Source organism: Streptomyces sp. NPDC126503, assembly GCF_040302405.1.
GTDB lineage: Bacteria > Actinomycetota > Actinomycetes > Streptomycetales > Streptomycetaceae > Streptomyces > Streptomyces gulbargensis.
The window spans coordinates 362,354-388,575 of record NZ_JBEORS010000003.1 but is presented as its reverse complement, the minus strand read 5'-3'; the positions used below and the strand labels follow the sequence as shown (position 1 = coordinate 388,575).

Sequence of the window (26,222 nt, the reverse complement as noted above, 5' to 3'; positions counted from 1 at the left end):
TGTGTTGTCGACTACAAAACAACCCCCCGGCCCCGGGTGTGCCTTCGCCTTAAATCCCGGGCGCCCCCCCCCCCGCCCGCGCGGCGGGGCGGGGCGCCGCAGAGCGGACAGGGCTCCCGGACGAGGACGACCTCCTCCGGCCGGACGTCCAGGAAACGGCCGAGCAGTCGCCTCAGGGCACCGTGCGCGGCGAGGTACCGGGCCCGGTCGTCCTCGCGTACGAACGCGTTCCAGCGGGCCCGTTCACCGGCGTCGAGCAGGTCGTACGCCCCCGGGTCCGGTGCCACCCGGACGAGCCAGAGCGAGGCCGCCGTGCCGCCGGCGACCGGCGGCACGGCCACGCCCGGCGTCTCGCCGGCGCGGAGGACGCGCACGGGCAGCGGTTCGACGGTCATGCCACCCAGTCTGCCGGGCCCGCCGGCGGACCGTCAGAGCAGATCGCGCCGCTCCTGCTCGGTCACCGTCGGGGCGACGGGCGGGACCACCATCCGGCGGCGGCGCAGGATGCTCGTGTAGACCGCGGTCCCGATGATGCCGACGGCCATCAGGATCAGACCCACCAGGTCGAGGTTGACTCCGTCGAGTTCCCAGTCGGCCGCGAAGGTGAGAATGGCCCCGATGGCGATCAGGATGATGCACAGTCCCAGACCCATGGTGTTCCTCCTCGGGGGTTGATGTGCATCGGGTACCCCCGACCGCGCCGCCCATGCCCCGGCCGCGCGGGTGGACGGTCCGTCAACTGCGGGGCGGGCCCGCCGTCCAGACCGTGCCCCGGGCCTCGTACTCCAGCATGGACTCCAGACCGAGCGCCGCGTCGACGCCGAGTTCCCGGCGGACCAGCCACAGCGCGAGGTCGAGCCCGGAGGTGACGCCCCCGGCGGTCACCAGGTCCCCGTCGTCCACCACCCTCGCCCGCTTCAGCACCCCGCCCTGGCGTTCCAGATCGGCGCGGGCCCGGTGGTGCGTCGTGCAGGGCCGGCCGCGGGTCAGCCCCGCGGCGGAGAGCAGCATGACGCCGGTGCACAGGGCGGCGATGGTCAGACCGGGACGGCCGGCCCCGGCGAGGGCGCGCGGCAGGGCGCCGCGCCGGATCTCGGCCCACACCCCGGGGTCGTCCCGCCGGGCGTAGCCGCCGCCCGGCACGACGAGGAGGTCCGCCTCGTCGGGGGCCCAGCCGTGCTCCACGCGGAGGGTGGTCCCGAAGGCGGCGGTGATCGTCCCCGGCCCGTCCAGGGCGACGTACCGGACGTCCACCGCCCGGTCGGTGAAGAAGTCCGAGGCGGAGAACACCTCGTACGGGGCGGCGAGGTCCAGCTCCTCCACGCCGGGGAACAGCACCACCTGGACGCGCAGCGGATCGCCGGACCCGGCGGCGCGCCCGGCAGCGGTGGCGGGGGAGGGGGCCGTGCCACGGGCGGCGGCCGGGCCCGTGGTGCTGCCGGTCGCGAGGCCGGCGGCGCCGAGGGCGGTCGCGGTGCGCAGCAGGGTACGTCGGTTCACGCGGTTCACCTCTGAAGGTCGGTACGGGGTGCGGGGATCGGGTGCGGGGCCGGGAGGGGTGCGGCGGTTCACGCCGTGTTCACGGTGCCGCGGCGCTCGTACTCGAGGACCTCCTCCGCGAACAGGGCGGTGTCCGGGCCGAGGAAGCGCTCGACGAGCCAGATGCCGAGGTCGATGCCGGAGGTGACGCCGCCACAGGTCACGAGGTCCCCGTCGTCCACGACCCGGCCCCCGGCCACCCGCGCGCCCTGCGCGCGGAGGTCCTCCAGGGCGATGTGGTGCGTGGTGCAGCGGCGCCCGGCCGTGATGCCGGCGGCGGAGAGCAGCATGGTCCCCGAACAGACCGCCGCCAGGACCAGGCCGTCCCGGCGGGCCGCCGCCAGGGCGCGGGGCAGGGTGCCGCGCCGGATCTCCCGCTGGAGGCCGGACCCCTCGCCGTACCCCCCGCCGGGGACGATGATCACGTCGGCGGAGTGCGGCGACCAGGCGTCCCGGCAGAGGATCTCCATACCGGCGGAGGTGGTCACGCGGCGCGAGCCGCCCACCGTGACGAAGGACTGCGCGAGACGCTCCTCGCCGACGATGCCGAAGACCTCGATGTGCCCGGCGAAGTCCTGCTCCTCGACGCCGTCGTAGAGCACGGTGTGGACGCGCAGCGGGCGTCCGGCGCGGAGCGGCGGGGTGCGAGAGGGCATGACGAACCTCCGTGAGGACGGTGCGGGGCGGGAACGCGACCAGTCTTCCGGCGGGAGGCGGGCGCCGACACCGGCGTCCGTGCCCCTGGTGCGCAAGATACGGCCAGGCCCGGTGCGCACCGCCCCGGGACCGTGCCCCCTCAGGCGCGGAAGGCCGCCCGGTACGCCGACGGGGTCGTGCCCACCTGGCGCGCGAAGTGGTGGCGGAGCGTCTCGACCGACCCGAACCCGGTCGCCTCCGCGACCCTCGCCATCGGCAGCCCCGTCGTCTCCAGGAGCTCCCGCGCGCGCTGCACCCGCTGGGCGAGCAGCCAGCGCAGCGGAGTCGTCCCCGTCTGGGCACGGAAGTGCCGGGCCAGGCTGCGGCGGCTCATCATCGCGTGCGCGGCGATGTCGGCCAGGGTGAGCGGCTCACCGAGCTTCCCGCGCATCCAGTCCAGGGTCGCGCTGAGGTCGGCGGAGTCCGTCTCCGGCGCCCGGTACTCGATGAACTGCGCCTGGCCGCCCGTCCGCTGGGGCGGCATCACCAGGACGCGCGCCGTCCCCGCCGCGACCGCCGCGCCGTGGTCCCGCCGCACCAGGTGGAGGCAGAGGTCCAGGCCCGCGGCGATCCCGGCGGAGGTGAGCACCCGGCCCTCGTCCACGTACAGCACCGACGGGTCGACGACCGTGCCAGGGAACCGCTCCGCGAGGGCGTCGGCGAACCGCCAGTGGGTCGTCGCCCGGCGCCCCTCCAGGAGCCCGGCGTGCGCGAGGGCGAAGGCGCCCGTGCAGATCGACGCGATCCGGGCCCCGCCGGCCGCCGCCTCCCGCAGGATGGCGACCGCGCGCGGGTCCGGGGTGAGCTCGGCGGGTATGCCGGGGACGATCACCGTGTCCGCGCCGAGCGCCTCCTCCCAGCCGTACGAGGAGGAGATGCGGAAAGGGGTCGTCGGCCCCGCCGTCGCCGCCATGTCCCGGTCGACACAGACGCGGACCTCGTACGCGGGCGTGCCGTCCGGCGCCCGGGGTATCGCGAACACCTGGCAGGGGATGGCGAGATCGAAGGCCGAGACACCGTCGAGTGCGAGAACCGCGACCACGTGCATACGGCCGGAGCGTACGCCATGGCCGCGCCGGGCCCACCGCCCGCCCGCACCCCCGGGGGACACGGGGCCGCCGGCCGGTCGTGCCGACGGAGACCCGGAGGTACGGTGGCGGCGGGGCTCCGGCGGCCGGCCCCGGCAGGTGACGGCCGACGACCGGAAGCCCCGGGCGCACCACCCCCGGTGCCGGCGGACCGGCCCCGGCCCGGGCTCCCCGGCGAGACGCAGGAGAACCATGACGACCGACCGGACGACACCTCCGCCCCCACGGCCGGCCGCCCCCGGAGCGGACCGGGACGCGACGGAGCACGCCGGACCGCTGCTCGTGCACGCGAACTTCGCCTCGGACCTTGCGGTCGGGCTGCGGGCGACGGCCGTCCTCGGCCAGTGGGCCGAACAGGCACCGCGCACGATGTGGCTGCTGCGGCCCGGGGACGTCCTCCTGACCCCCGTCCCGCTCACCGGCGCCTTCCAGGAGTACGCGGCCCGCCTGCTCGGCCTGTCGGCCGGGGACGTGACCGTCGTCCCCGTGCCTCCGTGCCCCGGCGTCCCCTTCGCGGAGGCCGTCGAGCGGGCCGGCCTGCTGCCCGCCGTACGGGAACTGGTGGCCGCCCGGCCGGGGATCGCGCTCCTGCCGACCGCCCTGGACGAGTCCGCGGCCGCCTTCGCCCGTGACCTCGGGATCCCGGTCTCCCCGTACGGGCGGGAGGAGCCCACCCCGGAGGCGCTGAAGGTCACCTCGCAGCTCAACACGAAGTCCGGCTTCCGCGCCGTGGCGGCCACGCTCGGCCTCCGCGTGCCCGAGGGGCGGGTCTGCCGCCACGCGGAGCTGGACGCGCTCGTGGCGCGCATGACCCGGGACCACCGCGAGGTCGTGGTGAAGCCCGACCGCTCCGCCGGAGGCCACGGCCTCACGTTCGTCCGGGCCGCCGGCCCCGGGGAGGCGCCGGGGCCGCTGTCCCTGCCGCCCGTGGACGACACCTGGGTCGTGGAGGAGTGCGTGGACGTGGCCCACTCGCTCAGCACGCAGGCCTGGACGGGGCCCGGCGGGACGACGGTCCTCTTCAGCGGCGAGATGCGCACCCGGGACGGCTCGTTCACCGGCTACGAGGCCCCCCTGCGCGGACCGGCGGCCGCGGCGCGCGGTGAACTGGAGGAGTGGGCCCGCCTGTTCGGTACGCACCTCGGGCGGCACGGCTACGCCGGCCCGTTCTCCCTGGACGCCGTCGTCACCCGGCAGGGCGTCCTCCACGCCAACGAGAGCAACGTGCGGCGCACCGCCACCACCACCCCGCACGCCATGGTCACCCGGCTCGCGCGGGCGGCGGGCGCGAAGGACCCGGCCTGGTGCATGAGCCGCCGGCGGGCCCCCGCCCCGTACACCTTCGAACAGGCCGTCGGGCTCCTGGAGGAGAGCGGTCTCGGCTGGTCGGCCGGGCGGGGCGAGGGCGCGGTCCTGTACGCGGGCGCGCCCACCGACGGCCTCACCTGGCGTCATGTGACGATCGCCGCGTCCGGCCCCCGCCTCGACGTCCTCCAGGAACGTCTGACGCGGGTGCTGGGCCCCGTGGTGTGACCCGGACGCCCCTTCAGTCACCCGCGAGCGCGTCCGGCAGCAGACTCCACCACGTGGCCAGCGTCTGCGCGCCCTGGGCCAGGGCCTCCACCTCGACGCGTTCGTCGCCGCTGTGCCACCGGTCCTCCAGCAGGCCCGTGCCGTAGAACAGCACCGGTGCGCCGAGCGCCCGCGCGAGCTGCGCGGCCGGCGCCGCGCCGCCGTTGCGCATCCGGGCGACGGGCCGGTCCCGGCCCGCGCCGACGGCCTGCTCCAAGGCCCGGAAGGCGGGGTGGCCGGCCGGCGTGGTGTAAGGGTCGGACCGGGTGCCGGGGAGGTCGAGCTCGTACGTGAAGCCGGGGCCGACCCGCGCCGCCACCCATTCCCGCAGGCCCTCCGCGACCTCGTCCGCCCGCTGGTCCGGCACCAGCCGTAGGACGAGACCGGCGGTGGCGGTGGCGGGCACGACGCCGAGTCCGGGGAGCCGGGGGTGCCCGCCGGACAGGCTGGTCACCTCGACGGCGGGTCGCAGCCACACCCGCTCCGTGATGCCGTACCCCGCCTCCCCGGGCGCTCCGAGCGCCCCGGTCCTGCGCGTCCACTCCGACTCGTCCAGGTCCGCGCCGGCCAGCCGTGCCCGCTCGTGGTCCGGCGGCGACTCCACCCGGTCGTAGAAACCGCCGAGGGTGACGCGTCCGTTCCCGTCGTGCAGCGCCCCGAGGACGCGGCACAGTTCGGTGAGCGGGTTGCCGACGGCCCCGGCGACGGCCCCGTTGTGGACGTCCGCCCGCGTCCCGCGCACCGTGAGCGTCGCGCTGACCGAGCCCCGTACCCCCGCGCAGACCGCCGGACGGTCCAGCGACCACAGCATCGTGTCGGAGACCATGACGACATCCGCGCGCAGCGCGTCGGCGTGCCGCTCCAGGAGCTCCCCGAGGTGGACGGAACCGATCTCCTCCTCGCCCTCGACCAGGAACTTCAGGGTGACGGGCGGCGCGGAGTCCCCCGTGGCGGCGAGCCAGGCCCGCAACGCCCACAGGTGGCACATCACCTGTCCCTTGGCGTCGGAGGCGCCCCGGCCGTGGAGCCGGCCCTCGCGCAGCACACCCGCGAACGGCGCGGTCTCGCGCCAGTCCTCCTCGATGACGGCGTTGACGTCGTGATGGCTGTAGACGAGCACCGTGGGCGCGTCCGGGTCGGCGGCGGGCCAACAGGCGTACACGGCCGGGAGTCCCTCGGTGGGCCACTCCTCGGCCACCGGGAACCCGGCGCCGCGGAAGAAGGACTGGAGCAGACGGGCGGAGCGCGTCACCTCCACCGCGTGGTCGGGCAGGCAGGACAGGGACGGGACGCGGACCCACTCCGCCAGGTCGGCGAGGACGGCATCCGTCTCGCGCCGCACCGCCGCGCGGAGCGCCCCGGGCGGCACGGGCGGGGCCGCCGCCGGGGACGCTGCCGGATCGGGCGGGGGAGGGAGCGCTGTCATCGGGGCTCTCCACTTCGTCGGACGGTGACGGGGGACGTGACCGGGACACGGGGTGGCGGCGTGGCGCGCCGGTCCGGCCGTCCGCGGAGGCCCTGTCCACGGGGCGGCCCGGGAACCCACCCGGGACACCCGTTCGGGGACGGCTCCGTGAGCGGCCGGACATCCTGCGGCTTCCCCCGCTCCGGCGCCCCATCCGTGCCGCCCGCCCCTTTCCGCCCGGTCGGCCGCAGGAGCGACCCGACACGGTGCGATGAGGTGATTTTTGGGGAATGCCCGTGTCCGGGCGGTTTGCCGCGTCCGCGTGCTCTACGGTCGGCCTGCCCAGCCGTGTTCTTCCCCATCTCCAGCGGAGTTTCCATGGTCACCTCCACCGAGCCGCCCACCCTCGTGCCCGTGAAGAGGAGAAGCCGGGGGAGGGTCGTCGTGGACTGGCTGACCACGACCGACCACAAGAAGATCGGCCACCTCTACCTGATCACGTCGTTCGTGTTCTTCATCCTCGGCGGGATCCTCGCGCTCGTCATCCGGGCGGAGCTGGCCCGGCCCGGCCTCCAACTCGTCTCGACGGAGCAGTACAACCAGGCGTTCACCCTGCACGGCACGGTGATGCTGCTGCTGTTCGCCACTCCGACCTTCGCCGGTTTCGCCAACGCGATCATGCCGCTGCAGATCGGCTCCCCGGACGTGGCGTTCCCGCGCCTGAACATGTTCTCGTACTGGCTGTTCCTCTTCGGCGGCCTGATCGCGTTCGCCGGCGTCTTCACCCCGCAGGGCACGGCCGACTTCGGCTGGACCGCGTACACGCCGCTCAGCGGGGGCGAGCGCACCCCCTACGTGGGCGGCGACATGTGGATCATGGGCCTGGCGCTCAGCGGCTTCGGCACGATCCTCGGCGCCGTCAACTTCATCACCACGATCATCTGCATGCGCGCGCCCGGCATGACCATGTTCCGGATGCCGATCTTCACCTGGAACATCCTGCTGACCTCGGTGCTCGTCCTGCTCGCCTTCCCCGTGCTCGCGGCGGCGCTCCTGGTGCTGGAGGCGGACCGGCAGTTCGGGGCGCACGTCTTCGACCCGGCCAACGGCGGGGCCCTGCTGTGGCAGCACCTCTTCTGGTTCTTCGGGCACCCCGAGGTCTACATCATCGCCCTGCCGTTCTTCGGCATCGTCACCGAGATCCTGCCGGTCTTCTCCCGCAAGCCGCTCTTCGGATACGTCGGCCTCATCGGCGCCACCATCGCGATCGCCGGCCTGTCGGTGACCGTGTGGGCGCACCACATGTTCGCCACCGGCGCGGTGCTGCTGCCGTTCTTCTCCTTCATGACGTTCCTGATCGCCGTGCCGACGGGCGTGAAGTTCTTCAACTGGATCGGCACCATGTGGAAGGGGTCGCTCTCCTTCGAGACGCCGATGCTGTGGTCGATCGGCTTCCTCGTCACCTTCCTCTTCGGCGGTCTGACCGGCATCATCCTCGCCTCGCCGCCGATGGACTTCCACGTCACCGACTCCTACTTCGTCGTCGCGCACTTCCACTACGTGGTCTTCGGCACCGTCGTCTTCGCGATGTTCGCCGGGTTCTACTTCTGGTGGCCGAAGATGACGGGCACGATGCTCGACGAACGCCTCGGCAAGATCCACTTCTGGTCGCTGTTCGTGGGCTTCCACGCCACGTTCCTCGTCCAGCACTGGCTGGGCGCGGAGGGCATGCCCCGCCGGTACGCGGACTACCTGAACGCCGACGGTTTCACGGCTCTCAACACCGTCTCCACCATCGGCGCGTTCCTGCTCGGCACCTCCACCCTGCCGTTCTTCTACAACGTCTGGAAGACCGCCCGCACGGCCCCGCGCGTCACCGTCGACGACCCCTGGGGTTTCGGCCGGTCCCTGGAATGGGCCACCTCGTGCCCGCCGCCCCGCCACAACTTCGTGACCCTGCCCCGCATCCGCTCGGAATCGCCCGCCTTCGACCTGAACTTCCCGACCCTGGCGGCCCTCGCCCACGGCGGCGGGCAGAAGCGCGACATCATCGACGACCCCGACGCCGCCCAGAGCCCCACGCAGGGCAGCGGCCCCGACCGGGAGGCCTGACCCCCATGGCCGTGACCGGTCCGGGTGACCCGCAGGGCTCCCCGAGCCACCCCGGCGGCCCGCCCGTGGCCTCAGGGACGGGCGGCGCGGGCGGACACGACGACCTGCGGGCGGAGGCCGCCGCCGGCATCGCCCGCATGGAGGGCTACCTCCTCGCCCAGCACGCCCGCACCGAGGCCGCCGAGGCGGGTGCCGCCTTCGTCGGCCGGTTCCCCTGGCTGGGGCCGCACGAGGCGGAGGAGATCGCCCGGGTCTTCGCACAGGAGCACCTGGCCCTGCGCCGGCGGATGTTCCAGGCCGCCGTCGTCCGCGCCGACGAACTCCGCCGCGAGTACAGCGGCCGCTACGCCTGCCTGCGGCGGCGCCTGGTCGCCGCGGCCCTCGGCTCCGCCGTCGCGCTGGGCGCCGCGACGGCGCTCGTGTGGACGGCCCTGGCCCGCACCACCTAGGGAAGCGGCGGGGCTGTGGTGTCCCGCACCGACCCCCGGCCCCGACCCCACGTCATCCGCTGCCGCCCCCTGGTTCGCGACGACACGACGACACGACGACACGACGACATGACGGCGCCCCGGAAGGCGGCGGCCCCCGCCGGGCCCGCCTCACACTCCGGGGCGCCGCGTCGTCGTATCCGTGCCGCACCGCCGAGGGCGGCGACACGACACGAGAGGGGACCTCCGATGAACGACCTCCAGGCCGCCCTGGACCGCGTCGGGATCGAGGCACTGCGCGCCGAGTTCACCGACGCCGTGATGATGCGCGACCGGGCCCGGCTGGCCTCGCTGTTCACCCCGGACGGGGTCCTGCGCATGCCCGGCATCCCCGCCGAGCACACGGGCCGCGAGGAGATCCTCGCCGGAGGCGAACACCTCCAGAGCCAGTGGGACTTCTTCGTGCAGAACTCCCACCCGGGCACCGTCCGGCTGGACGGCGACACGGCGACCGGCCGTGCCTACATCCAGGAGATCGCCCGTACCCTCGACGGTCGCGAAGGCCTCAACTACGCCGTCTACCACGACCGTTACCGGCGGACAGAGGAGGGCTGGAAGTTCGACGAGCGGGTGTACGAGGTCAGGTACCTGGACACCTCCCCGCTGACGGGCAGCGCTCCCGGTTCCGTGGCGCGGAGCGCGGGAACCGAACCGGCCCCCGCGCCGGCGCTCCCGGCCGCGTCCTTCGGCGAACCGGCCACCGCCGAGCGGCTGGAGCGGGTGGCCGCCGCGCTGCGGACCAACGGCTTCGCCGCCGAGATCCTCGACGACGCCGCGGCGGCGCGCGCCCGCGTCAGGGAACTGATCCCCGAGGGCGCCTCCGTGCTCACCGGAGCGAGCGAGACCCTCCGCCTGTCGGGCATCGAGGAGGACATCAACGCCACCGGTCCCTACGACGCGGTCAAACCGCGCCTCCTCGCCCTCGACCGGACCACCGCCGAGGGCGCCGACACCTTCCGGCGGCTGCTCGCCTCCCCCGACGTCGTCGTCAACAGCGTCGCCGCGGTCACCGAGACCGGCTCGCTCGTCCTGGCCTCCGGCAGCGGCAGCCAGCTCCCCGCCAACGCGGGCGGCGCCACCCGGGTTGTGTGGGTCGTCGGCGCGCAGAAGGTCGTGCCCGACCTGGCCACCGCCCTGCGCCGGGTCGAGGAGCACGCGCTCCCGCTGGAGGACGCCCGCGCCCGGGAGGCGTACGGCAGGCCGAGCGCCCTCAACCGCCTGCTCGTCCTCCACGGCGAGCCCGCCCCGGGGCGCGGCACCGTCCTGCTCCTCCGGGAGTCCCTCGGGTTCTGACGCCGCGCCCTCCGCACCACCGTGGCCCACCGCTCAGGACATGAGCCGGCGTTCCAGCCAGTCGGCGGCCGTGCGGCGGAACTGCCGCCGGCTCTCGGTCCGCCGGAAGTCGTGCCCCTCCCCGGGCAGCAGGAGCAGTTCGGCCTCCAGGCCGCGCTCGCGGGCCGCGAGGACGATCTGCTCCGATTCGCCGGGCGGGACGTTGGTGTCGTGCGCGCCGTGCACCGCGAGCAGCGGCACCCGCAGGGCGTCGACGCGGCTCATCGGGGACAGCGCCTGGAGCAGCGCCCGGTCCCGCTCCGGATGGCCGTACTTGTGCGTGGCCGACTCCGCCAGCCACGGCTCCGTACCGGCGAAGAAGGTCCCGAAGTCGGACATGCCGCAGACGGTGACGCCCGTACGGAACAGGTCCGGGTGCCAGACGAGGGAGGCGAGGGTGAGGTATCCGCCGTAGGAGTGGCCCATGACCGCGAGGCGGCGCGGGTCCGCGAGCCCCGCCTCGACGACGTGCGCCGCGCAGGCCGCCACGTCCTCGATGGCGTCGAACCGGCCCGCGCCGAGGTCGGCGTCCCGGAACGAACGGCCCCAGCCCGACGACCCCCTGACATCGGGCGCGAAGACGTCGAGTCCCCGCCCGAGCAGCTCGTGGTAGAGCGGGTCGAAGACCGGCCGCTCCTGTTCCTCGGGGCCGCCGTGGAGGTGGAGGACGCAAGGGGCGGGCTCGCCGGGCGGGCGGCCCGGCGCCCGGTGGTACCAGCCGCCGAGCAGCAGCCCGTCCCGGGCCGTCGGCCGCAGCGGAACCGGCCGAACGGGCGGCGGCCCCGGCGGCACGGTCTCCTCGTCCCGGGCCGACCACGGCGTGCGCACCGGCGGCGCCACCCCCGGTACGTGCCACACCCCGGGCCGCCGCTGGGAGCCGGAGAGGGCCACGAGCATCCCGTACGCCCCCGCCGGCACGACGCGCGTGACCACCTCGTGGCCCAGCGGCACGGGCCGGGGCGCGGGCGGCGTCCCGTTCGGCGCGTCGACCGGCAGGGTCTCCAGCTCGCTCGTCCCGTGGACGTTCCACACCAGGGCCAGGCGTCCCCCGTGCTCCACGGCCGACAGCAGCTCCAGGTCGCACGCCTCGCGTGCGGTGTGCACGCGCAGACCGGTCGGGGCCCCCGAGGCGTCCAGGTCCAGGGCGAGGAGTGCGGCGAACTCCCGGTCGTGGTCGCTGCGCAGCCACAGCGTCCCGGCGTCCGCGGAGAAGCGGCCGATCCACGGGTCGCCGTCGGCGACCGGCAGGGTGCACAGGGGCGCGCGGTCCGAGAGGCGCACCACGACCGCCTCGCGGCCCCCGCGCGGCCCGCGCCGCAGCAGGGCGAGGCGGCCGTCCGCGCTGAGGTCGCAGACGCGCAGCGTCGCGGCCTCGCTCTCCTCGGCCAGCAGCGCGGGGGCGGTGACACCGGCCGGGTCGAGCAGGTACGCGGTCAGCACGTCCCGCACCGGCGGGCCGCCCTCCCCGCCGTGCGCGCCGGCGTCGAGGAGGATGGCGTGTCCGTCGCGTTCCGTCCAGCCCGCGGGGCGCTCGGCGAGGTCGGCCGGGTCGGGCCGGTCGGAGGCGGGTTCGGCGATGGTGACCGCCAGTCCCGAGCCGTCCCGGGTCCAGCAGCCGAGGTACGCCGAGGATCCCGCCTCCGCGCCGGCCAGGATCCTGCGGTCGGAACCGTCCGGCCGCACGCAGAGCACCCGGGTGTGACCGCTGCCGCCCGGCGCGACCGTATAGGCGATCCACCGGCCGTCCGGCGACCAGGACACCTCCGTCACGTGGTCCGGGCCGGCGTCCAGCAGCCGGGCCTCCTCGCCGCCCAGCGGCGCGGTCCACAGCTGCGGCACGCCCCCGCGGTCGCAGATGAACGCCGCGTACTCCCCGCTCGGATCCACCGACGGGTACCAGCAGGCGTGCGCCACCAGCCCCCTGGGCGCGTCCAGGGGGCCGGCCGCGGTGGCCAGCGGCTGGGCGGACGGGGCCGTGGCGGTCCCCGCCGCGCCGTCGGCGGTCAGTCGATGCCGTGTGTCTGCAGCCATATCTCCAGCAGCGCGATCTGCCACAGGGCGTTGGCGCCCCGGTTCGTGCGGTGGTCGTCCGGTGCGGCCAGGAGCCGGGAGACGTACTCCTCCTGGAACAGCCCCCGCCCGCGCGCGGCCGGGGAGGTGAGGGCCTCCCGGACGCGACCCAGGACGGGCGCCGCCATGTGGCGGATGGCGGGCACCGGGAAGTAGCCCTTCGGCCGGTCCACGACGCTCCTCGGGAGCACCGTGCGCCCGGCGTCCTTGAGGACGCCCTTGCCGCCCTGTGCGAGCTTCAGCTCGGGCGGGCAGGCGGCGGCCAGCTCCACCAGCTCGTGGTCGAGGAACGGCACCCGTGCCTCCAGACCCCAGTCCATGGTCATGTTGTCGACCCGTTTCACCGGGTCGTCGATCATCATGACGTGGGTCTCCGTGCGGAGCGCGGCGTCCAGGGCCGTCTCGGCGCCGGGTTCCGCCATGTGGCGGCGGATGTACTCCCGTGACGGGTCGCCGGGGGCCAGCATGTGCGGCTGGAGGATCTTCGCCAGTTCGGCGTGCGACCGGTCGGAGTACACGTCGGCGTACCGCTCGGGCTCGTCCTCGCGCGGCACCTCGGCCAGCGCCGGGTACCAGTGGTAACCGCCGAACACCTCGTCGGCGCCCTGGCCGCTCTGCACGACGCTGACGTCCTTGGAGACCTGCTCCGACAGGAGGTGGAAGGCCACCACGTCGTGGCTCGTCATGGGCTCGCTCATGGCGGCGACCGCGCCGTCCAGGGCGGTCGACACCCGGTCCGAGGGCACCATCAGCTGGTGGTGGTCGGTGTCGAAGTGACGGGCGACCTGGTCGGAGTAGAGGAACTCGTCGCCGTCCTCGCCGGCCTCCGACTCGAAGCCGACGCTGAAGGTGGCCAGGTCCTTCTGCCCCTCCTCGGCGAGGAGGGCGACGATCAGGCTGGAGTCCAGACCGCCGGAGAGCAGCACGCCCACCGGCACGTCGGCCACCATGCGCCGCCGCACGGCGGTGCGCAGCGACGCGAGGACGGCGTCCCGCCATTCGTCCGGGCCCATGCCGGCCAGGTCGGCGCGGCGGGTGTAGGAGGGCTGCCAGTAGCGGTGGTCCCGGTGCCGGCCGTCCGGTTCGATCACGCGGACCGTCGCGGGCGGCAGCTTGCGCACCCCGGCCAGGACGGTGCGCGGGGCGGGCACCGTGGACTGCCAGCTCATGTAGTGGTGGACGGCGACCGGGTCGAGGGAGGTGTCCACCTCGCCGCCCGCGAGGAGCGCGGGGAGGGTGGAGGCGAACCGCAGCCGGCCGGGCCGCTCCGCCAGGTACATCGGCTTGATGCCGAGCCGGTCGCGGGCGAGCACCACCCGGCCCGTGGCGTGCTCCGCGACCGCGATGGCGAACATCCCGGCGAAGTGCTCCACGAAGCCGGTGCCCCACTGCCGGTAGGCCTTGAGCACGACCTCGGTGTCCGAGGTGGTCTCGAAGCGGTGGCCCAGGCCGCGCAGCTCGTCGCGCAGCTGCTGGTAGTTGTAGATGCACCCGTTGAAGACGCAGGTCAGGCCCGCCTCCTCGTCGGTGAGCGGCTGGGCCGCCCGCTCCGAGAGGTCGATGATCTTCAGCCGCCGGTGTCCGAAGGCGACGGCGCCGCGGTTCCACAGGCCCCGCCCGTCGGGGCCGCGCGCCGCCAGCCGGTCGGTCATGCGCTCCACCGCGGCCAGGTCGGGCCGCCCTCCGTCGAAGCGGATCTCACCGCTCAGGCCGCACACGCCGGACCTCCCGGGACGTCGACGACGCGCACAGGGCAGGGCTGGGCATCAGGGCGTTTTCGCATTCTGGGTCACTCCTCGGTGGTGCGGCGGTGCGTGTTGGTTCTCGTACGTTCTGGGGGGGGAGGGTCCGTCGTCGGCGCCGGCGCCGGTGCCGGCGGCTCAGGAGGCGCTGGCGGCCGGCCGGCCGTCCCAGCCGGTGGGGATCGGGCGGACCCGGCGGCCGGCCCGGGCGGGCAGGAGCTTCTCGCCGCGCGTCTCGGCGAGGACGGCGTCCACGCCGGCGAGCAGGTCCTCCTGGGCGACCTTCGCGCGCAGCACCGCGGCGGCGCTGCCACGGGCCAGGGCGTCCTCGGCCAGGGAGAGCGTCGCCTCCCAGTCGCCGAACTCCTCCAGCGTCGGCCGGACCTTGCGCAGCAGGCTCCGGACCACGGCCGGGGCGGGCGCGGCGAGCCGGGTCTCCGGATCGACCAGGTCGCCTTCGAGACCCGAGCGGGCGGCGCGCCAGGTGGCGGCCCGCAGCCACTCGTGGCGGCCGTCGCAGCCCGCGTCACCGGCCTCCCGGACGGCGGCGCAGGCGTCCACCACCAGGGCCCGGAAGAGGGCGGCGATCAGGACGACGGTCTCCACCCGGGGGCAGGCGTCGCAGACGCGCAGCTCCAGGGTCGGCAGGTGCGAGGAGGGCCGGATGTCGTGGTAGATCATGCCCGGGTCGCTGATGACACCGGAGCTGATCAGCTCCTGGACCGCGCGGTCGTACGCCGCGGCGTCGGCGAAGCACCCGGCGGGCCCGGAGGTGGGCCAGCGCTGCCAGACCATGGTCCGCCAGCTCGCGTAACCGGTGTCGGTCCCGAGCCAGTAGGGGGAGCTCGCCGACAGGGCCAGGAGCACCGGCAGCCACGGGCCGACGGCGCACATCGCCCGTACCGCCGTGTCCCGGTCCGGTACGTCCACGTGCACCTGCGCGCCGCAGATCAGCTGTTCGCCGACCAGCCGGCGGTACTCGTCCGTCATGTGCAGGTAGCGCTCGTCGACGGTGGTCGGCACGGTCCCGAGCCGCGTCAGCGGCGCGGTCCCCACGGCCGCGACCGCGAGGCCCTGGGACGCGGCGGCCCGGTCGAGCCGCCGGCGCGAGGTGGACAGGTCCGCCCACAGATCCTGCAGAGACGCGTGGACCCCGCTGTTCGACTCGACGGCCGACTGGGCCAGCTCTCGCGTGTACGCGCCGGTGTGCCGGGTCAGCCTGCTGAGGATCGCGTCGGCACGGGGAACGAGTTCCCCGCTCTCGACGTCGATCACATGAAATTCTTCCTCGACCCCGATCCGGACGGTCACGGCGCCTCCTCATGGACGACTTGCTCTCCGACCGGCCCCGTCGGGGTCGACGCTGCCGGTGTGCCCGAACGGGTGCCCGGCATCGGCGAACATATGCCTGTGGTGCTCATGTGAGCGGAGTTGCGCGTGGTGTCCCGGTGTGCGTCCCCTGCCTCGTCAGGAGGGGTGCCGGGCCTGCCCGGCGGCTCCACGGCGGCCCCGAGGACGCGGCGTACGGCCCCTGGCGCGCCCGGCGGACGTACCGTCGGATCTCCCACCGGGAAGGACTTCCGATGCGCAGCGTGACGTATGCGATGAGCGTCTCACTCGACGGCTACGTCGTCGGGCCGGACGGCGGTTTCGACTGGACGGTCCCCGACGAGGAGGTGTTCCGCTTCGCGACCGACGAGGTGCGGAACCTCAGCGTCCACCTCATGGGACGGCGGCTCTACGAGACGATGCTCTACTGGGAGGGCGTCGATCAGAATCCGTCGCTCGACTTCCCCACGCGCGAGTTCGCCGCGCTCTGGAGGCGCCTCCCCAAGGTCGTGTTCTCCACCACACTGGACGCCGTGAGCGGAAACGCCCGCCTGGCCACCGGTGGTCCGGCGGAGGAGATCGCGCGACTGCGCGCCGAACCGGGTGAGGGCGACATCGCGATCGGCGGAGCGGCTCTCGCCGCCGCGGCGGCCGCGGCGGACCTGATCGACGAGTACCGGATGAGGGTCTACCCGGTGCTGGTCGGCGGGGGCGTCCCGTACTTCCCCCGGCCCGGGCGCCGGGTGGATCTCACCCGGGTCGAGACCCGCGTGTTCGACTCGGGAGTCGTCTTCCTCCGCCACCGCGTGGACCGCCGGCCGGGCGCGGGAGTGGCGGACGGGGACGGCACCTGAGGCAGCGGCCGACGCCCTGAGCGGGGCGGTCGCACCCCACGGGGGGCGGCAAACGCTGTGTCACAGCGGCGTGGGGCGTACCGCGAGGATCGCGATGTCGTCGGCGCTGTCGGCGCCGAGCCCGATCAGCAGCTCGTCGCAGAAGACGTCGAGCGGCTCGCGTGCCAGACCCGCGGCGTGCCGCCCGAGCCGCTCCATGGAGTCGTCCAGCGACTCGTCGCGGCGCTCGATGAGCCCGTCCGTGTAGAGCAGAACCGTCGCGTTCGGAGGGACGGCGTCGTGCGCGGTGGGGCGGGGGACGTGCGGGTCCACGCCGAGGAGCAGCCCCGAGCCGTCCTCCAGGAAACGGGTACGGCCGTCGTCCGTGACGAGCAGCGGCGGCAGGTGCCCGGCCGAGGAGTGCACCAGCTCCCACGGGCCCTCCTCCGCGCCCTTGATCAGTCCGTAGACGCAGGTCGCGGTCGCCTCCTGGTGCAGGGTGTGGTTCGCCATGTCGAGACGGTGCAGCACCACCTCGGGCGGCTCCTGGCGGTCCACGGCGATGCCGCGCAGCATGCTCTGCAGCCGGCTCATGGCGATGGCCGCGTCCAGGTTGTGCCCGGTCACGTCACCGATGACGAGCGCCGTGTCGCCGGTGGGCAGGATGAAGCTGTCGTACCAGTCACCGCCGACCTGCGCGGTGGCGGACGACGCGGCGTACCGGGCCGCCAGCTCCAGACGGGGGACCTCGGGCAGTACGGGCAGCAGCGACCGCTGCAGCCGCTCGGCGATGTTCCGGGTGTCCTGGAAGAGGCGCGCGTTGTCCACGCCCAGGGCCATGGCCCGGCCCAGCTCGTCGACGAGCGGCAGGTATTCCTCGGTGAACGCCCCGTCCCGACGCGTTCGCGCCACGGTCAGCGCGCCGATGGTCTCCCGGCGGGCACGCAGCGGGGCGACGACGGCGCTGCTCGCGCCGAGCCGCTCGAACAGGGCCCCGAAGTCGGCGTCCAGCGGACCTCCTCCGTCGGACGACGGGGGCTCGGTGAGCAGCAGCGGGCCGGCGCCGCTGAGCGCACGGGCGAGGGGCCCCCGCGCCGCGTCCGTGAGCGGCGGCAGGGCGCCCTCCAAGTCCTCCGCGAGTGCCGCGCCCGGGTCGCGGTGCACCACGCACGCCCGCTCGACGAGCCCGTCCTCGGTGAAGAGGTCGACGGCGCACCAGTCGGCGAGCCGGCGGGTGAGGACCTGGCAGACCCGCTGAAGGACGTCGTCCAGACCGTGGGCGTTGCTCATCGCCGCCGAGGTCTCCGCCAGCAGCGACAGCCGGTGCGGTATGGGCGGGGCCGCTCCGACGCGCCGGCGGCCGGCCTCCTCCCGGGGGACGGCGGGGCGCCTGTCGCCCGGGCGTCGGGCCCCGGGACCGCTGGGGGTGGCGGCGCGGGGCGCGAGCTGGGCGACGAACACCGTGCGGCCGTCCGCCGTCTCCTGCGTCTGGATGAAGAGCCGGACCGGGACGATCTTCCCGTCGCGGCGCAGCGCGGGGAGCGGGACGGAGCGGCCCAGGATGCGCGGCTCCCCGCTGAGCAGCAGCGACGTGAACGCCGTGATGTGCCGCGCGCGCAGGTGCTCGGGGATGATGGCGGTGAGCCGCTGCCCGACGAGCTCGTCCGCGTGCCAGCCCAGGAGGTCGGCGGCGGGACCGTTCACCGCGATGATGTGATTCCGCTCGTCGGCGGCGATCGTCGGCGCCCGGCCGGCGTGGACGTGCGCGGAGGTCCACGGCACCAGCTCGGCGGGTCCGGCGCCCGGCTCGCGCGGCACCACGGTCCACGCGGTGGGCTGTCTGCCCGCGAGCTGGCCGGTGATCTCGTCGAACAGCCACCGGTGGAAGACGCGGCTGCGGGGGAGCGCCGGCAGGGCGAGCAGCCGCTCGTCCTGCGCCGCCCGCTCCGCCACGTCCAGTACGTGGCTCAGGGCCTCGACCGCCGGCGCGGCGTCGGCGGGCATGGCCAGGGGCAGGGTGCGGATCTCCCCTTCGGCGCGTTCGTCGCGCAGTGCCGCGCTGACGCACCCGCTGATCACATTGCTGATGTCGTGGGCGGTGGCGAGGTCGAGCGGGGGGACCAGGTCCTCTCCCGCGCCGGAGGCGAGTGTCAGTTCCCGCAGCAGCAGGTGCCGGTGCCGGCGCGCGGCGGCGTACAGCGCGCCCGGTACGTCGACGAGGGTCACCGTCGGCGCCGCGCCGGCGGGCGGCGCGGGGAGTTCCCAGGCCGAGGGGTGCGGCGTCCCGCCGGGCCACAGCTCGAACCACACCGTCTTGGTGTCCCTGCCCCGCTCGACGCCGTGCCGGGACGCCAGCCGGGCGACGAGCGCCAGCCCCTGCCCCGTACCGGCGTACGGAGGACAGCCCTGCGGCACCAGCGCGCGCGACGGCCTGCGGTCCCCGACCGTGACGCGGACACGGGCGCCGGACACCTGGGCGGCGACCTCGATCTCGGTCCGGGCGTGCAGCAGGGCGTTGGTCACCAGCTCGCTCACGAGGAGTTCCGTGGTGTCCAGCAGATCGGGCGGGATCCCCGGTGCGGTGCCGGCGAGCGTCGCCCGCACGAACCGCCGGGCCGGCGCGACGCTCTCCGGCACCGGGCGGAACCGGCGGGACGGTGCCTCCGGGGCAGTGGACTGGCCCATGACGCCAGTCTGTACCCGCGGGCCGGGCCGCGCGGCCGGGCGGCCGAACCCCGTGGCGGACGGGTGAGCGCGGCCCGGGGGGCGAGCGGCCTCCCCGCCGTGGCTGTCCGATGCGTAGGGCGCCAGCGTGACCGTGACCGGGATGCCGACCCTTACGGCCCATCATGGGCCGTGCCATTGGTCCCCTGGCGCACGGACACGGATCCGGCCAAAACCCCTCGCTTTCAGGGCTCATTTCTGTCCGACGGCTGGAGTTAACCCCACGCACAACTTTGCGCGTCTATTGTCTTCTTGACCAGTTGTTGACCATCTTTTGGTCTGGACTATAGGCGTGAACGTAACGGAACGAACGAGCGTACGGCGGGCCGCGACGGCACGGAGCGCCTCGGCGCGCTACGGCCTCCCGCTGTCCATGTCCCCGCTTGTCGCCGCCTCGGCTCGCTTCGCGTACGCGCACACCCTTCCCAGTCCACTGTCGGCAGCCAGGCCGGGACCACCCCGCTCGGCCCGGAACCGCACGAGGAGGCTTTCGATGCTTCCGGCCCGTCCGGCGTGGGGTGACCCGATCGGGTCACCCCAGGCGTTCACCGTCACCACACGGAGACGCACGCCCGGGCCGGCCCGCCGGTCGCTGCTGGTCCCGGCCCGGAGAACGGTGACCCGGCTCGCACGAACCGTGCCCAGCGCCGTGCCCGGCCGCGTGTCGAGTAGATCCGCAGCTCTTCTCGGGGCCGGAACTCCGATGTTCCGCTCCTGACCCGATCGGACAGCCCCCCACATCTCTGTCATGCACGCCCGACGCGCCCTGGCGGCGCGCCAGGAGGATTCACCACACCATGCAGCCCCTCATCGACAACGCACGTGCCTTCGGGCAGCGCCCTCAGGAGCTCGGCGGCCTCGCCGCCGGCCAGTCCCCCGAGGTCCTGTTCATCACCTGCTCCGACTCCCGGGTCGTCCCGGCCCTGATCACGGGCGCCCGCCCCGGACAGCTCTTCGAACTGCGCACCGCGGGCAACATCGTTCCCCCGTACGCCTCCGGCACCCCCACCGGCGAGGCGGCCACGATCGAGTACGCCGTGGAAGTTCTCGGCGTCCAGGACGTCGTGGTGTGCGGCCACTCCCACTGCGGCGCGGTCGGCGCCGTGGTGCGCGGTGATGATCTCGACGCCGTGCCCGCGGTGCGGGACTGGCTTGCGCACGCCGCGGACGAGCCCACCTGCTCCGATCCGACGGACCCGACGGTCGCCGAGGCCGTGCAGCATCACGTCCTGACGCAGCTTCTGCGGCTGCGCTCCTACCCCTGTGTGGAGCAGCGCCTGCGGACCGGTGAACTCCGGTTGCACGGCTGGTACTACGAGGTCCACACCGGTGTCGTGCGCGAACACCGCGCGGTGACCGACACGTTCGAGACGCTCTGAGGAAGCAGGTGATGACCGTGCTGTCCAAGTTTCCTCATGTACGTGACGACTTCCTCGCCTCCATCGTCGTCTTCCTCGTCGCCGTGCCCCTGTGTGTGGGGGTGGCGGTCGCCTCCGGCGTCCCGGCCGAACTCGGTCTCGTCACCGGCATCGTCGGTGGTCTCGTGACCGGCCTCATGCCCGGCAGCAGTCTCCAGGTGTCAGGGCCTGCCGCCGGTCTGACCGTGATCGTCTTCGAGGCGGTCAGCGAGTTCGGCGTGGGCACGCTCGGCGTGATCGTGCTCTTCGCCGGCCTGCTTCAACTCGCCATGGGCTTCCTCAGGATCGGTCGCTGGTTCAGGGCGATATCCGTCTCCGTCGTCGAGGGCATGCTCTGCGGTATCGGACTGGTGATCATCGCCGGGCAGATCTACGCCGCGGCGGGCCTGAAGGCTCCGGAGACCGGCCTCGGCAAGATCACGGGCCTGCCCCGCGCGTTCGCCGACGCGTTCGGGAGCGCCGAGGCCCTGGCCTCGCTCGCGATCGGTGCGGGCACCATCGCCGTCATCGTGCTGTGGAAGAAGCTGCCGAAGCGGGTGCGGTCCGTTCCCGGGGCCCTCGCCGCGGTGGTACTGGCGACGGCCGCCACCCTCGGGCTCGGACTGCCGGTCGCCACCGTGGAGGTGGAGGGCCTGCTCGGTGTCATCCAGCCACCCGGCGCCGATGCCTTCGGTGAACTGGCCGGCCCCGCCATCTGGGGCACGATCATCGCGTTCGCGCTGATCGCCTCGGCGGAGAGCCTCTTCAGCGCGGCGGCCGTGGACCGGCTGCACGACGGTCCACGCACCGAGTACGACAAGGAGATGGTCGCCCAGGGCGCGGGCAACACGATCTGCGGCCTGCTCGGCGCCCTGCCCATGACCGCGGTCATCGTCCGCAGCTCCGCCAACGTCAACGCGGGCGCGAAGACCAAGGCGTCCCGGGTCCTGCACGGCGTGTGGCTGCTGTTGTTCGCCGCCGCGCTCCCGTTCGTCCTGGCGCTGATCCCCCTGCCCGCGCTCGCCGGCATCCTCGTGCACGCGGGCTGGAAGCTGATCCCATTCCGCCAGGTCGCCGTGTTGTGGCGGGACCACAAGGGTGAAGCGGTGATCCTCGTGGTCACGGCCGTGGCCATCGTCGTGGTGAACATGTTCGAGGGCGTCCTGATCGGTCTCGCCCTGGCGGTCGTCAAGACCGCCTGGGAGGCGTCGCACGTCAAGCTCGAAGTCGTCGACAGGGGCGCCGGTCCCATTCAGGCGCACCTGGCGGGCAACGCCACCTTCCTCCGCCTGCCGAAGATCCTCGACACCCTGGAGTCCCTCCCGCAGGACCGCCCGGTCGAACTCGACCTGTCAGGGCTCCATCACCTCGACCACGCCTGCCGCACAGCGTTGGAGAACTGGGCCGAGCGGCACAGTGAGACCGGCATCGAACCGGTGAAACTCACCATCGCGGCCTGAGCCGACGTACGCCGCCCCCCGGGCACCGGGGGGCGCACGACCGCCGCGGCCTCGGCGCCCGGCGCTCCGGGGACGCTCCGGGGACGTACCTATGCGGACAGCTCAGGCGTCGGTCGGGGGAGGAAGGTCACCTGCGGCGCGCCTGTGCGGGGGTGGACGGTGATCTCGCTCGCCACTCCGTACACCTCCTGCAGGAGCCGGGGTGTGAGGACCTCGGCGGGTGGTCCGGAGGCGGTGACCCTGCCGTGGTGCAGGACGTACAGGCGGTCGCAGTAGTACGCGGCCAGGTTGAGATCGTGCAAAGAGATCAGGACGGTGGCGGGCAGGTCCCGCAGGGCGCCGAGGACGTCCAACTGATGCCGCACGTCGAGGTGGTTGGTCGGTTCGTCCAGGACGAGGAGGGACGGCTGCTGCGCGAGGGCGCGGGCGATGAGCACCCGCTGGCGTTCCCCGCCGGAGAGCCGGTCGAAGGGGCGGTCGGCCAGGTCCGTGGCGCCCACCGAGGCGAGCGCGGTCTCGATCAGGGCCGCGTCCTCGGCGGTGTCCCCGTCGAGCAGTCGTTTGTGCGGGGTGCGGCCCATCGCGACGACCTCGCGCACCGAGAGGTCGAAGTCGGCGCCCGGCTCCTGCACCACCGCCGCCACGGTCCGGGCGAGTCGCCGCGCGGGCAGGGTCCAGGCGTCGGTGCCGTCGACGAGGACCCTGCCGGTCGCGGGGCGCAGGACGCGGTAGACGGCGCGCAGCAGGCTGGACTTGCCGCTGCCGTTCGGGCCGACGAGGCCGATGACCTCACCGGGGCCGGCGGTCAGGGAGACGTCCTCGACCAGGCGGTGGACACCGGCGGTGAGGGTGAGGCTGTCGACGGCCAGTTCGGTGGCTCTCATGCCGCTCCCCGCTCGTCGGTCCGCCGGGCGTTGCGGCGCATGAGCCACAGGAAGAACGGGCCGCCGCACAGGGCCGTGAGGACGCCGACGGGTATCTCCAGGGGCGCGGCGACGACGCGGGCGGCGATGTCCGCCCAGACGAGGAAGACGGCGCCGCCGAGCGCGGCGGTGGGCAGGACGCGGCCCGTACCGGGGCGAGGAAGGTCATCCGGGCAGTCCCGGATTCCCACCGGGTTCCCTCTTGCGACGCCTTCCCGCCTGGCGGGCGGGGGCGAACCAGCTGCTCCGACAGCGTACGTCTCGCCTTCTCCCGCACGGAAAGGGAGACGAGCGGAACGTCACGTGCCGGTGAGGAGCGTCAACGGACCGGAGCCCCGTCCCTCCCGCCTTCGGCATTTCCCGGGAGGCGCGGCAGCAGGGCCACGGCCAGGACGGGCAGGGCAGCGAGGACGAGCCACGGTACGGCCGGCGGCAGGCCCGGGTCGAGGAGCAAGCCGCCGGCGGAACTGCCGATGAGGACGATCAGGCCCGAAAGGGAGGACAGGGCGCCGGTGTAGAGGCCGAGGCGGCCGTCCTCGGCGAGGTCGGGCACCCAGGCGCGGGCGGCCGGGACGACGAGCATCTGGCCGAGGGTGAGCAGGACGACGTATCCCGCGGCGGGAAGCAGGGCCCAGGTTCCCGTCCACCCGGCGGGGCGGGCCGCGGCCACGACCGCGAAGCCGGCCGCGATGATCAGCAGTCCGGTGGCCATGGAGCGGCGCAGGTCGAGCCGGTCGCTCGCCCAGCGGGCCACGGGGAGCTGGGCGCACACGACCACCAGGGAGGACAGGGCGAACAGCCAGGACAGGGCCTCCTGGGACCCGGTAGCGCGCTGCACCTCGTCCGGCAGGGCGAGGTAGAGCTGGTTGTAGGCGAGCAGGTAGGTGCCGTACGCGCAGCACAGGGAGAGGAAGCGGTGGTTGCCCAGCAGCACGCGCATTCCACCGCGTTCCCGGATGCGGACCCGGCCGGGGATGTGCTGCGGCATCAGCCGCATGTGCCCGGCCAGGACGAGGACGAAGACCCCGGCTCCGGCGAGGCAGACGGTGCGGAAGTCCACGGCGAGCAGCAGGGCGCCGAGGAGCGGGCCGACGAAGGCACCGGCCTGCCCGGCCGCACTGAGCAGGGCCAGTACCCGGGTGCGTGAGCCGTGTCCCTCTTCCTCCCAGATCACCGCTTGCCGGGCGACCTCGGACTCCACCGCCGGGGAGAACAGGGCGGCGGCGAACCCGATCAGCAGCACGGCGCCGATCACGGTCCACGTCGCCTCCGCGTACCCGAGGCCGGCGAAGCCGGCGATCCGCAGCACGCAGCCGACGAGGACGAGGGGGCGTACGCCGTGCCGGTCGACGAGCCAGCCGCCGACCACGAACAGCCCCTGCTGGCTGAAGGTGCGCAGGCCGAGGACGAAGCCCACCATCCAGCCCGCCATGCCGATCACGGTGCCGAGGTGCGCGGCGAGGAACGGCAGGACGGCGTAGAAACCGACGTTGAAGGCGAGTTGGGTCAAAATCAGCAGCCGCAGGAGCGGTGAGAGGTGCTTCCAGGTCCGCTCGCGCGGGGATCGCGCGGCGGAGCGGCGGTGCAGGACGCGGGTCATCAGGTCGCTCATGAGGTGTGTGAGGGGGAGGCGGACGCGGCGGTGAGGACGGCGCCGGCACGCGGCGGCTCCATGTCCGGCGGAACCTGCGGCGCGGGAGGTCCGGGCCGTTCCGCGGGCCGGGAGTTCCGCTTCGGGCGGGGCAGGCGCACACCGCCGGCCGCGGTCACGGCCAGCGCGCCGAGCAGGGCGAGGACGGCGGTGGGGGCGAGGACCGCCCACGGCGCGCGTTCGGCGTAGGGCTGGTTCTCGGCGAGCAGCAGGCCCCACTCGGGGGAGGGCGGCTGGGCGCCCAGGCCGAGGAAGCCGAGGGCGGCCAGGGCGAGGGCGATGCCGGGGAGCCGGAGCAGGGCGTGGCGGGTGACGGACGGCAGGACGGCGGGCAGGAGCACGCGCCGCAGCAGGTACCGAGATCCGGCACCGAGCGCGCGGGTGGCCGCCGCGTGGGTGGAGGCGCGCTCCTGCTGGAGAAGGGCGGCGGTGTGGGTGGCCAGGGGGGACCAGGCGACCACGGCCACGGCCAGCGCGGGTGTCCACGGGCCGCTGCCCGCGATCCCGGTGACGAGGAGACCGGCGAGGACGGGCGGCAGGGCGCTGACGGTGTCGACGACCGGAGCGGACAGCCGGGGCAGCAGGCCCAGCAGTATGCCGGCCACGAGGGCGAGGGCGGTCACCGCGAGGGCGGTACCGAGGGTGTCGAGCGCACCGTGGGCGATGCGGGCGAGGATGTCCCGGCCGAGGGCGTCGGTACCGAACGGATGCGTCCAGGAGGGGGACTTCAGCCGGGCGCCGGTGTCCAGCGCGAGCGGGTCGCGCGGCAGGCCGAATCCGATGACCGCCAGCAGCAGCGCCCCGTACAGCACAGGCGCGATGCCGCGCGCGGGCGGGGTCGGCCGGTGCAGGGACTGCAGGGCGCCGTCGCGCAGTGCGGGCCCGATCAGGAGCCGGGCCGCCGGCCGGGCCAGAAAGCCGGTCGCCGCCGCGAGCAGGACCAGGGCGAGCGTGCCGGTCTGCAGGACGGGCAGGTCCTGGGCGAGGGCGGCGCGCAGGGTGAGCCGGCCGAGGCCCGGGATGTCGTGGATCTGCTCGACGGCGACGGAGCCGCCGGTCAGACCGACCACGAACAGTCCCAGGTTGGGCAGGAGTCCGGGTACGCAGCGGCGCAGCGCCTGGCGGGCGACGGACTTCGGCGGGAGGCCTCGGGCGGTGGCGGCCAGTGCCCAGGGTTCGGCGAACGCGCTGGGCAGCAGGTCGTCCAGCATGCGCCCGAGGAGGGCACCGGCGGGCAGGCCGAGGGCGAGCGAGGGCAGCACCATCCACCGGGGTCCGTACCAGCCCAGGGCGGGCAGCCAGCCGAGTTGTACGCCGATCACCGAGGCCAGCACGGAGGCGACGAGGAACTCGGGCAGCGCGGCCAGCACCGCGGTCCCGGTGCCGCCCGGACGGTGGTCGCCGAGCCGGCGCCGCGAGCCGAGCCACAGGGTACGGGCGCACACCGCGGCGGCCGTGGCGGCGGCGACGGCGAGGGCCCCGGCCATCAACAGCAGGGAGACGCCGAGGGCCTGGGCGGCGGCGGGCAGCACGTCGGTGCCGGAGACCCATGACTGGCCCGCGTCACCGTGCGGCAGCCCGCCCAGCCAGTGCCCGAGCAGGGCCAACGGGCTGTCATCCATGCCCAGTTCGGCGCGGATCGCGTGCAGTGTCTCCGGGGCCGGGTCGCGTTCCGCCGAGCGGGCCTTGAGCACGGTCAGCGCGGGGTCGGTGCGCGACAGCCAGGGCAACAGGCCGATCGCGCACACCAGGGCGGCCGTGAGGACGGTCCGCCACAGCAGGGCGAGGCCGCCGCCCCGCGCGAGGACACGCAGGGCGGCGAGCAGGGCGGAGGAACCGCCGAAGCCGACGGACATACTGC

Annotated in this window: 20 protein-coding genes and 1 pseudogene; 7 read left to right on the top strand and 14 right to left on the bottom strand. The window is 74.3% G+C overall.

The window, feature by feature from the left end:
- Positions 1 to 11: 11 nt before the first annotated feature.
- The 5 genes from ABTY40_RS06945 to ABTY40_RS06925 form a co-directional block, all read right to left on the bottom strand.
- Complete coding sequence (locus tag ABTY40_RS06945; protein ID WP_352058541.1) at positions 12 to 395, bottom strand: 4'-phosphopantetheinyl transferase family protein; 384 nt, start codon at positions 393 to 395, stop codon at positions 12 to 14.
- 33 nt (positions 396 to 428) lie between these two features.
- The gene (locus ABTY40_RS06940) at positions 429 to 653 is read right to left on the bottom strand and encodes a DUF6458 family protein (protein ID WP_345286503.1); all 225 of its coding nucleotides are present in this window, start codon (positions 651 to 653) and stop codon (positions 429 to 431) included.
- A gap of 82 nt (positions 654 to 735) precedes the next feature.
- On the bottom strand, positions 736 to 1,500 hold the full coding sequence (locus tag ABTY40_RS06935; protein WP_352058540.1) for a DJ-1/PfpI family protein: 765 nt from the start codon (positions 1,498 to 1,500) through the stop codon (positions 736 to 738).
- A gap of 68 nt (positions 1,501 to 1,568) precedes the next feature.
- Complete coding sequence (locus tag ABTY40_RS06930; protein ID WP_352058539.1) at positions 1,569 to 2,195, bottom strand: DJ-1/PfpI family protein; 627 nt, start codon at positions 2,193 to 2,195, stop codon at positions 1,569 to 1,571.
- Positions 2,196 to 2,335: 140 nt separating this feature from the next.
- Entirely contained in the window at positions 2,336 to 3,283 is a 948-nt protein-coding gene (locus ABTY40_RS06925; protein WP_352058538.1) for a GlxA family transcriptional regulator, read from the bottom strand.
- Positions 3,284 to 3,515: 232 nt separating this feature from the next.
- Here ABTY40_RS06925 and ABTY40_RS06920 point away from each other — a divergent pair, with 232 nt between their 5' ends.
- Positions 3,516 to 4,856, top strand: a complete 1,341-nt coding sequence (locus tag ABTY40_RS06920; RefSeq protein ID WP_352058537.1) for a preATP grasp domain-containing protein — start codon at positions 3,516 to 3,518, stop codon at positions 4,854 to 4,856.
- A 13-nt stretch (positions 4,857 to 4,869) separates the two neighbouring features.
- Here the strand turns inward: ABTY40_RS06920 and ABTY40_RS06915 are convergent, their stop codons facing one another.
- Complete coding sequence (locus tag ABTY40_RS06915; RefSeq protein WP_352058536.1) at positions 4,870 to 6,321, bottom strand: M20/M25/M40 family metallo-hydrolase; 1,452 nt, start codon at positions 6,319 to 6,321, stop codon at positions 4,870 to 4,872.
- 357 nt (positions 6,322 to 6,678) lie between these two features.
- On the opposite strand from ABTY40_RS06915, the gene ctaD reads away from it, so the two are divergent.
- From ctaD to ABTY40_RS06900, 3 genes are all read left to right on the top strand, one after another.
- Positions 6,679 to 8,412 (top strand): aa3-type cytochrome oxidase subunit I, encoded by a 1,734-nt coding sequence (ctaD, locus tag ABTY40_RS06910; protein ID WP_352058535.1) that lies wholly within the window; start codon positions 6,679 to 6,681, stop codon positions 8,410 to 8,412.
- A 5-nt stretch (positions 8,413 to 8,417) separates the two neighbouring features.
- Entirely contained in the window at positions 8,418 to 8,861 is a 444-nt protein-coding gene (locus ABTY40_RS06905) for a hypothetical protein (RefSeq protein ID WP_352058534.1), read from the top strand.
- A 228-nt stretch (positions 8,862 to 9,089) separates the two neighbouring features.
- The gene (locus ABTY40_RS06900; protein ID WP_352058533.1) at positions 9,090 to 10,193 is read left to right on the top strand and encodes an LUD domain-containing protein; all 1,104 of its coding nucleotides are present in this window, start codon (positions 9,090 to 9,092) and stop codon (positions 10,191 to 10,193) included.
- Between the two features lie 33 nt (positions 10,194 to 10,226).
- Here the strand turns inward: ABTY40_RS06900 and ABTY40_RS06895 are convergent, their stop codons facing one another.
- From ABTY40_RS06895 to ABTY40_RS06885, 3 genes are all read right to left on the bottom strand, one after another.
- The gene (locus ABTY40_RS06895) at positions 10,227 to 12,263 is read right to left on the bottom strand and encodes an alpha/beta fold hydrolase (RefSeq protein WP_352058532.1); all 2,037 of its coding nucleotides are present in this window, start codon (positions 12,261 to 12,263) and stop codon (positions 10,227 to 10,229) included.
- Positions 12,236 to 14,020, bottom strand: coding sequence for an N-acetylglutaminylglutamine amidotransferase (locus tag ABTY40_RS06890; protein WP_352058531.1), 1,785 nt, complete (start codon positions 14,018 to 14,020; stop codon positions 12,236 to 12,238). The genes ABTY40_RS06895 and ABTY40_RS06890 overlap by 28 nt, the downstream gene beginning before the upstream one ends.
- Before the next feature lie 162 nt (positions 14,021 to 14,182).
- Entirely contained in the window at positions 14,183 to 15,355 is a 1,173-nt protein-coding gene (locus ABTY40_RS06885) for a carboxylate-amine ligase (protein ID WP_352058530.1), read from the bottom strand.
- Between the two features lie 272 nt (positions 15,356 to 15,627).
- On the opposite strand from ABTY40_RS06885, the gene ABTY40_RS06880 reads away from it, so the two are divergent.
- Positions 15,628 to 16,227, top strand: a complete 600-nt coding sequence (locus ABTY40_RS06880; protein ID WP_352058529.1) for a dihydrofolate reductase family protein — start codon at positions 15,628 to 15,630, stop codon at positions 16,225 to 16,227.
- 60 nt (positions 16,228 to 16,287) lie between these two features.
- Here the strand turns inward: ABTY40_RS06880 and ABTY40_RS06875 are convergent, their stop codons facing one another.
- On the bottom strand, positions 16,288 to 18,891 hold the full coding sequence (locus ABTY40_RS06875; protein ID WP_352058528.1) for a SpoIIE family protein phosphatase: 2,604 nt from the start codon (positions 18,889 to 18,891) through the stop codon (positions 16,288 to 16,290).
- An 836-nt stretch (positions 18,892 to 19,727) separates the two neighbouring features.
- On the opposite strand from ABTY40_RS06875, the gene ABTY40_RS06870 reads away from it, so the two are divergent.
- On the top strand, positions 19,728 to 20,309 hold the full coding sequence (locus tag ABTY40_RS06870; RefSeq protein ID WP_352058527.1) for a carbonic anhydrase: 582 nt from the start codon (positions 19,728 to 19,730) through the stop codon (positions 20,307 to 20,309).
- Between the two features lie 11 nt (positions 20,310 to 20,320).
- The gene (locus ABTY40_RS06865; protein ID WP_352058526.1) at positions 20,321 to 21,787 is read left to right on the top strand and encodes a SulP family inorganic anion transporter; all 1,467 of its coding nucleotides are present in this window, start codon (positions 20,321 to 20,323) and stop codon (positions 21,785 to 21,787) included.
- An 89-nt stretch (positions 21,788 to 21,876) separates the two neighbouring features.
- On the opposite strand, the gene ABTY40_RS06860 is transcribed toward ABTY40_RS06865, so the two are convergent.
- The 4 genes and pseudogenes from ABTY40_RS06860 to ABTY40_RS06845 form a co-directional block, all read right to left on the bottom strand.
- Positions 21,877 to 22,671, bottom strand: coding sequence for an ABC transporter ATP-binding protein (locus tag ABTY40_RS06860; RefSeq protein ID WP_352058525.1), 795 nt, complete (start codon positions 22,669 to 22,671; stop codon positions 21,877 to 21,879).
- A pseudogene (locus ABTY40_RS06855) lies at positions 22,668 to 22,853 on the bottom strand (iron chelate uptake ABC transporter family permease subunit); the annotation flags it as partial. The pseudogene ABTY40_RS06855 and the gene ABTY40_RS06860, both read right to left, overlap by 4 nt.
- A 176-nt stretch (positions 22,854 to 23,029) precedes the next feature.
- Positions 23,030 to 24,322 (bottom strand): MDR family MFS transporter, encoded by a 1,293-nt coding sequence (locus ABTY40_RS06850; protein WP_352058524.1) that lies wholly within the window; start codon positions 24,320 to 24,322, stop codon positions 23,030 to 23,032.
- Complete coding sequence (locus ABTY40_RS06845; protein ID WP_352058523.1) at positions 24,319 to 26,217, bottom strand: ABC transporter permease subunit; 1,899 nt, start codon at positions 26,215 to 26,217, stop codon at positions 24,319 to 24,321. Before ABTY40_RS06845 ends, ABTY40_RS06850 begins: the two co-directional genes overlap by 4 nt.
- Positions 26,218 to 26,222 lie beyond the last annotated feature (5 nt).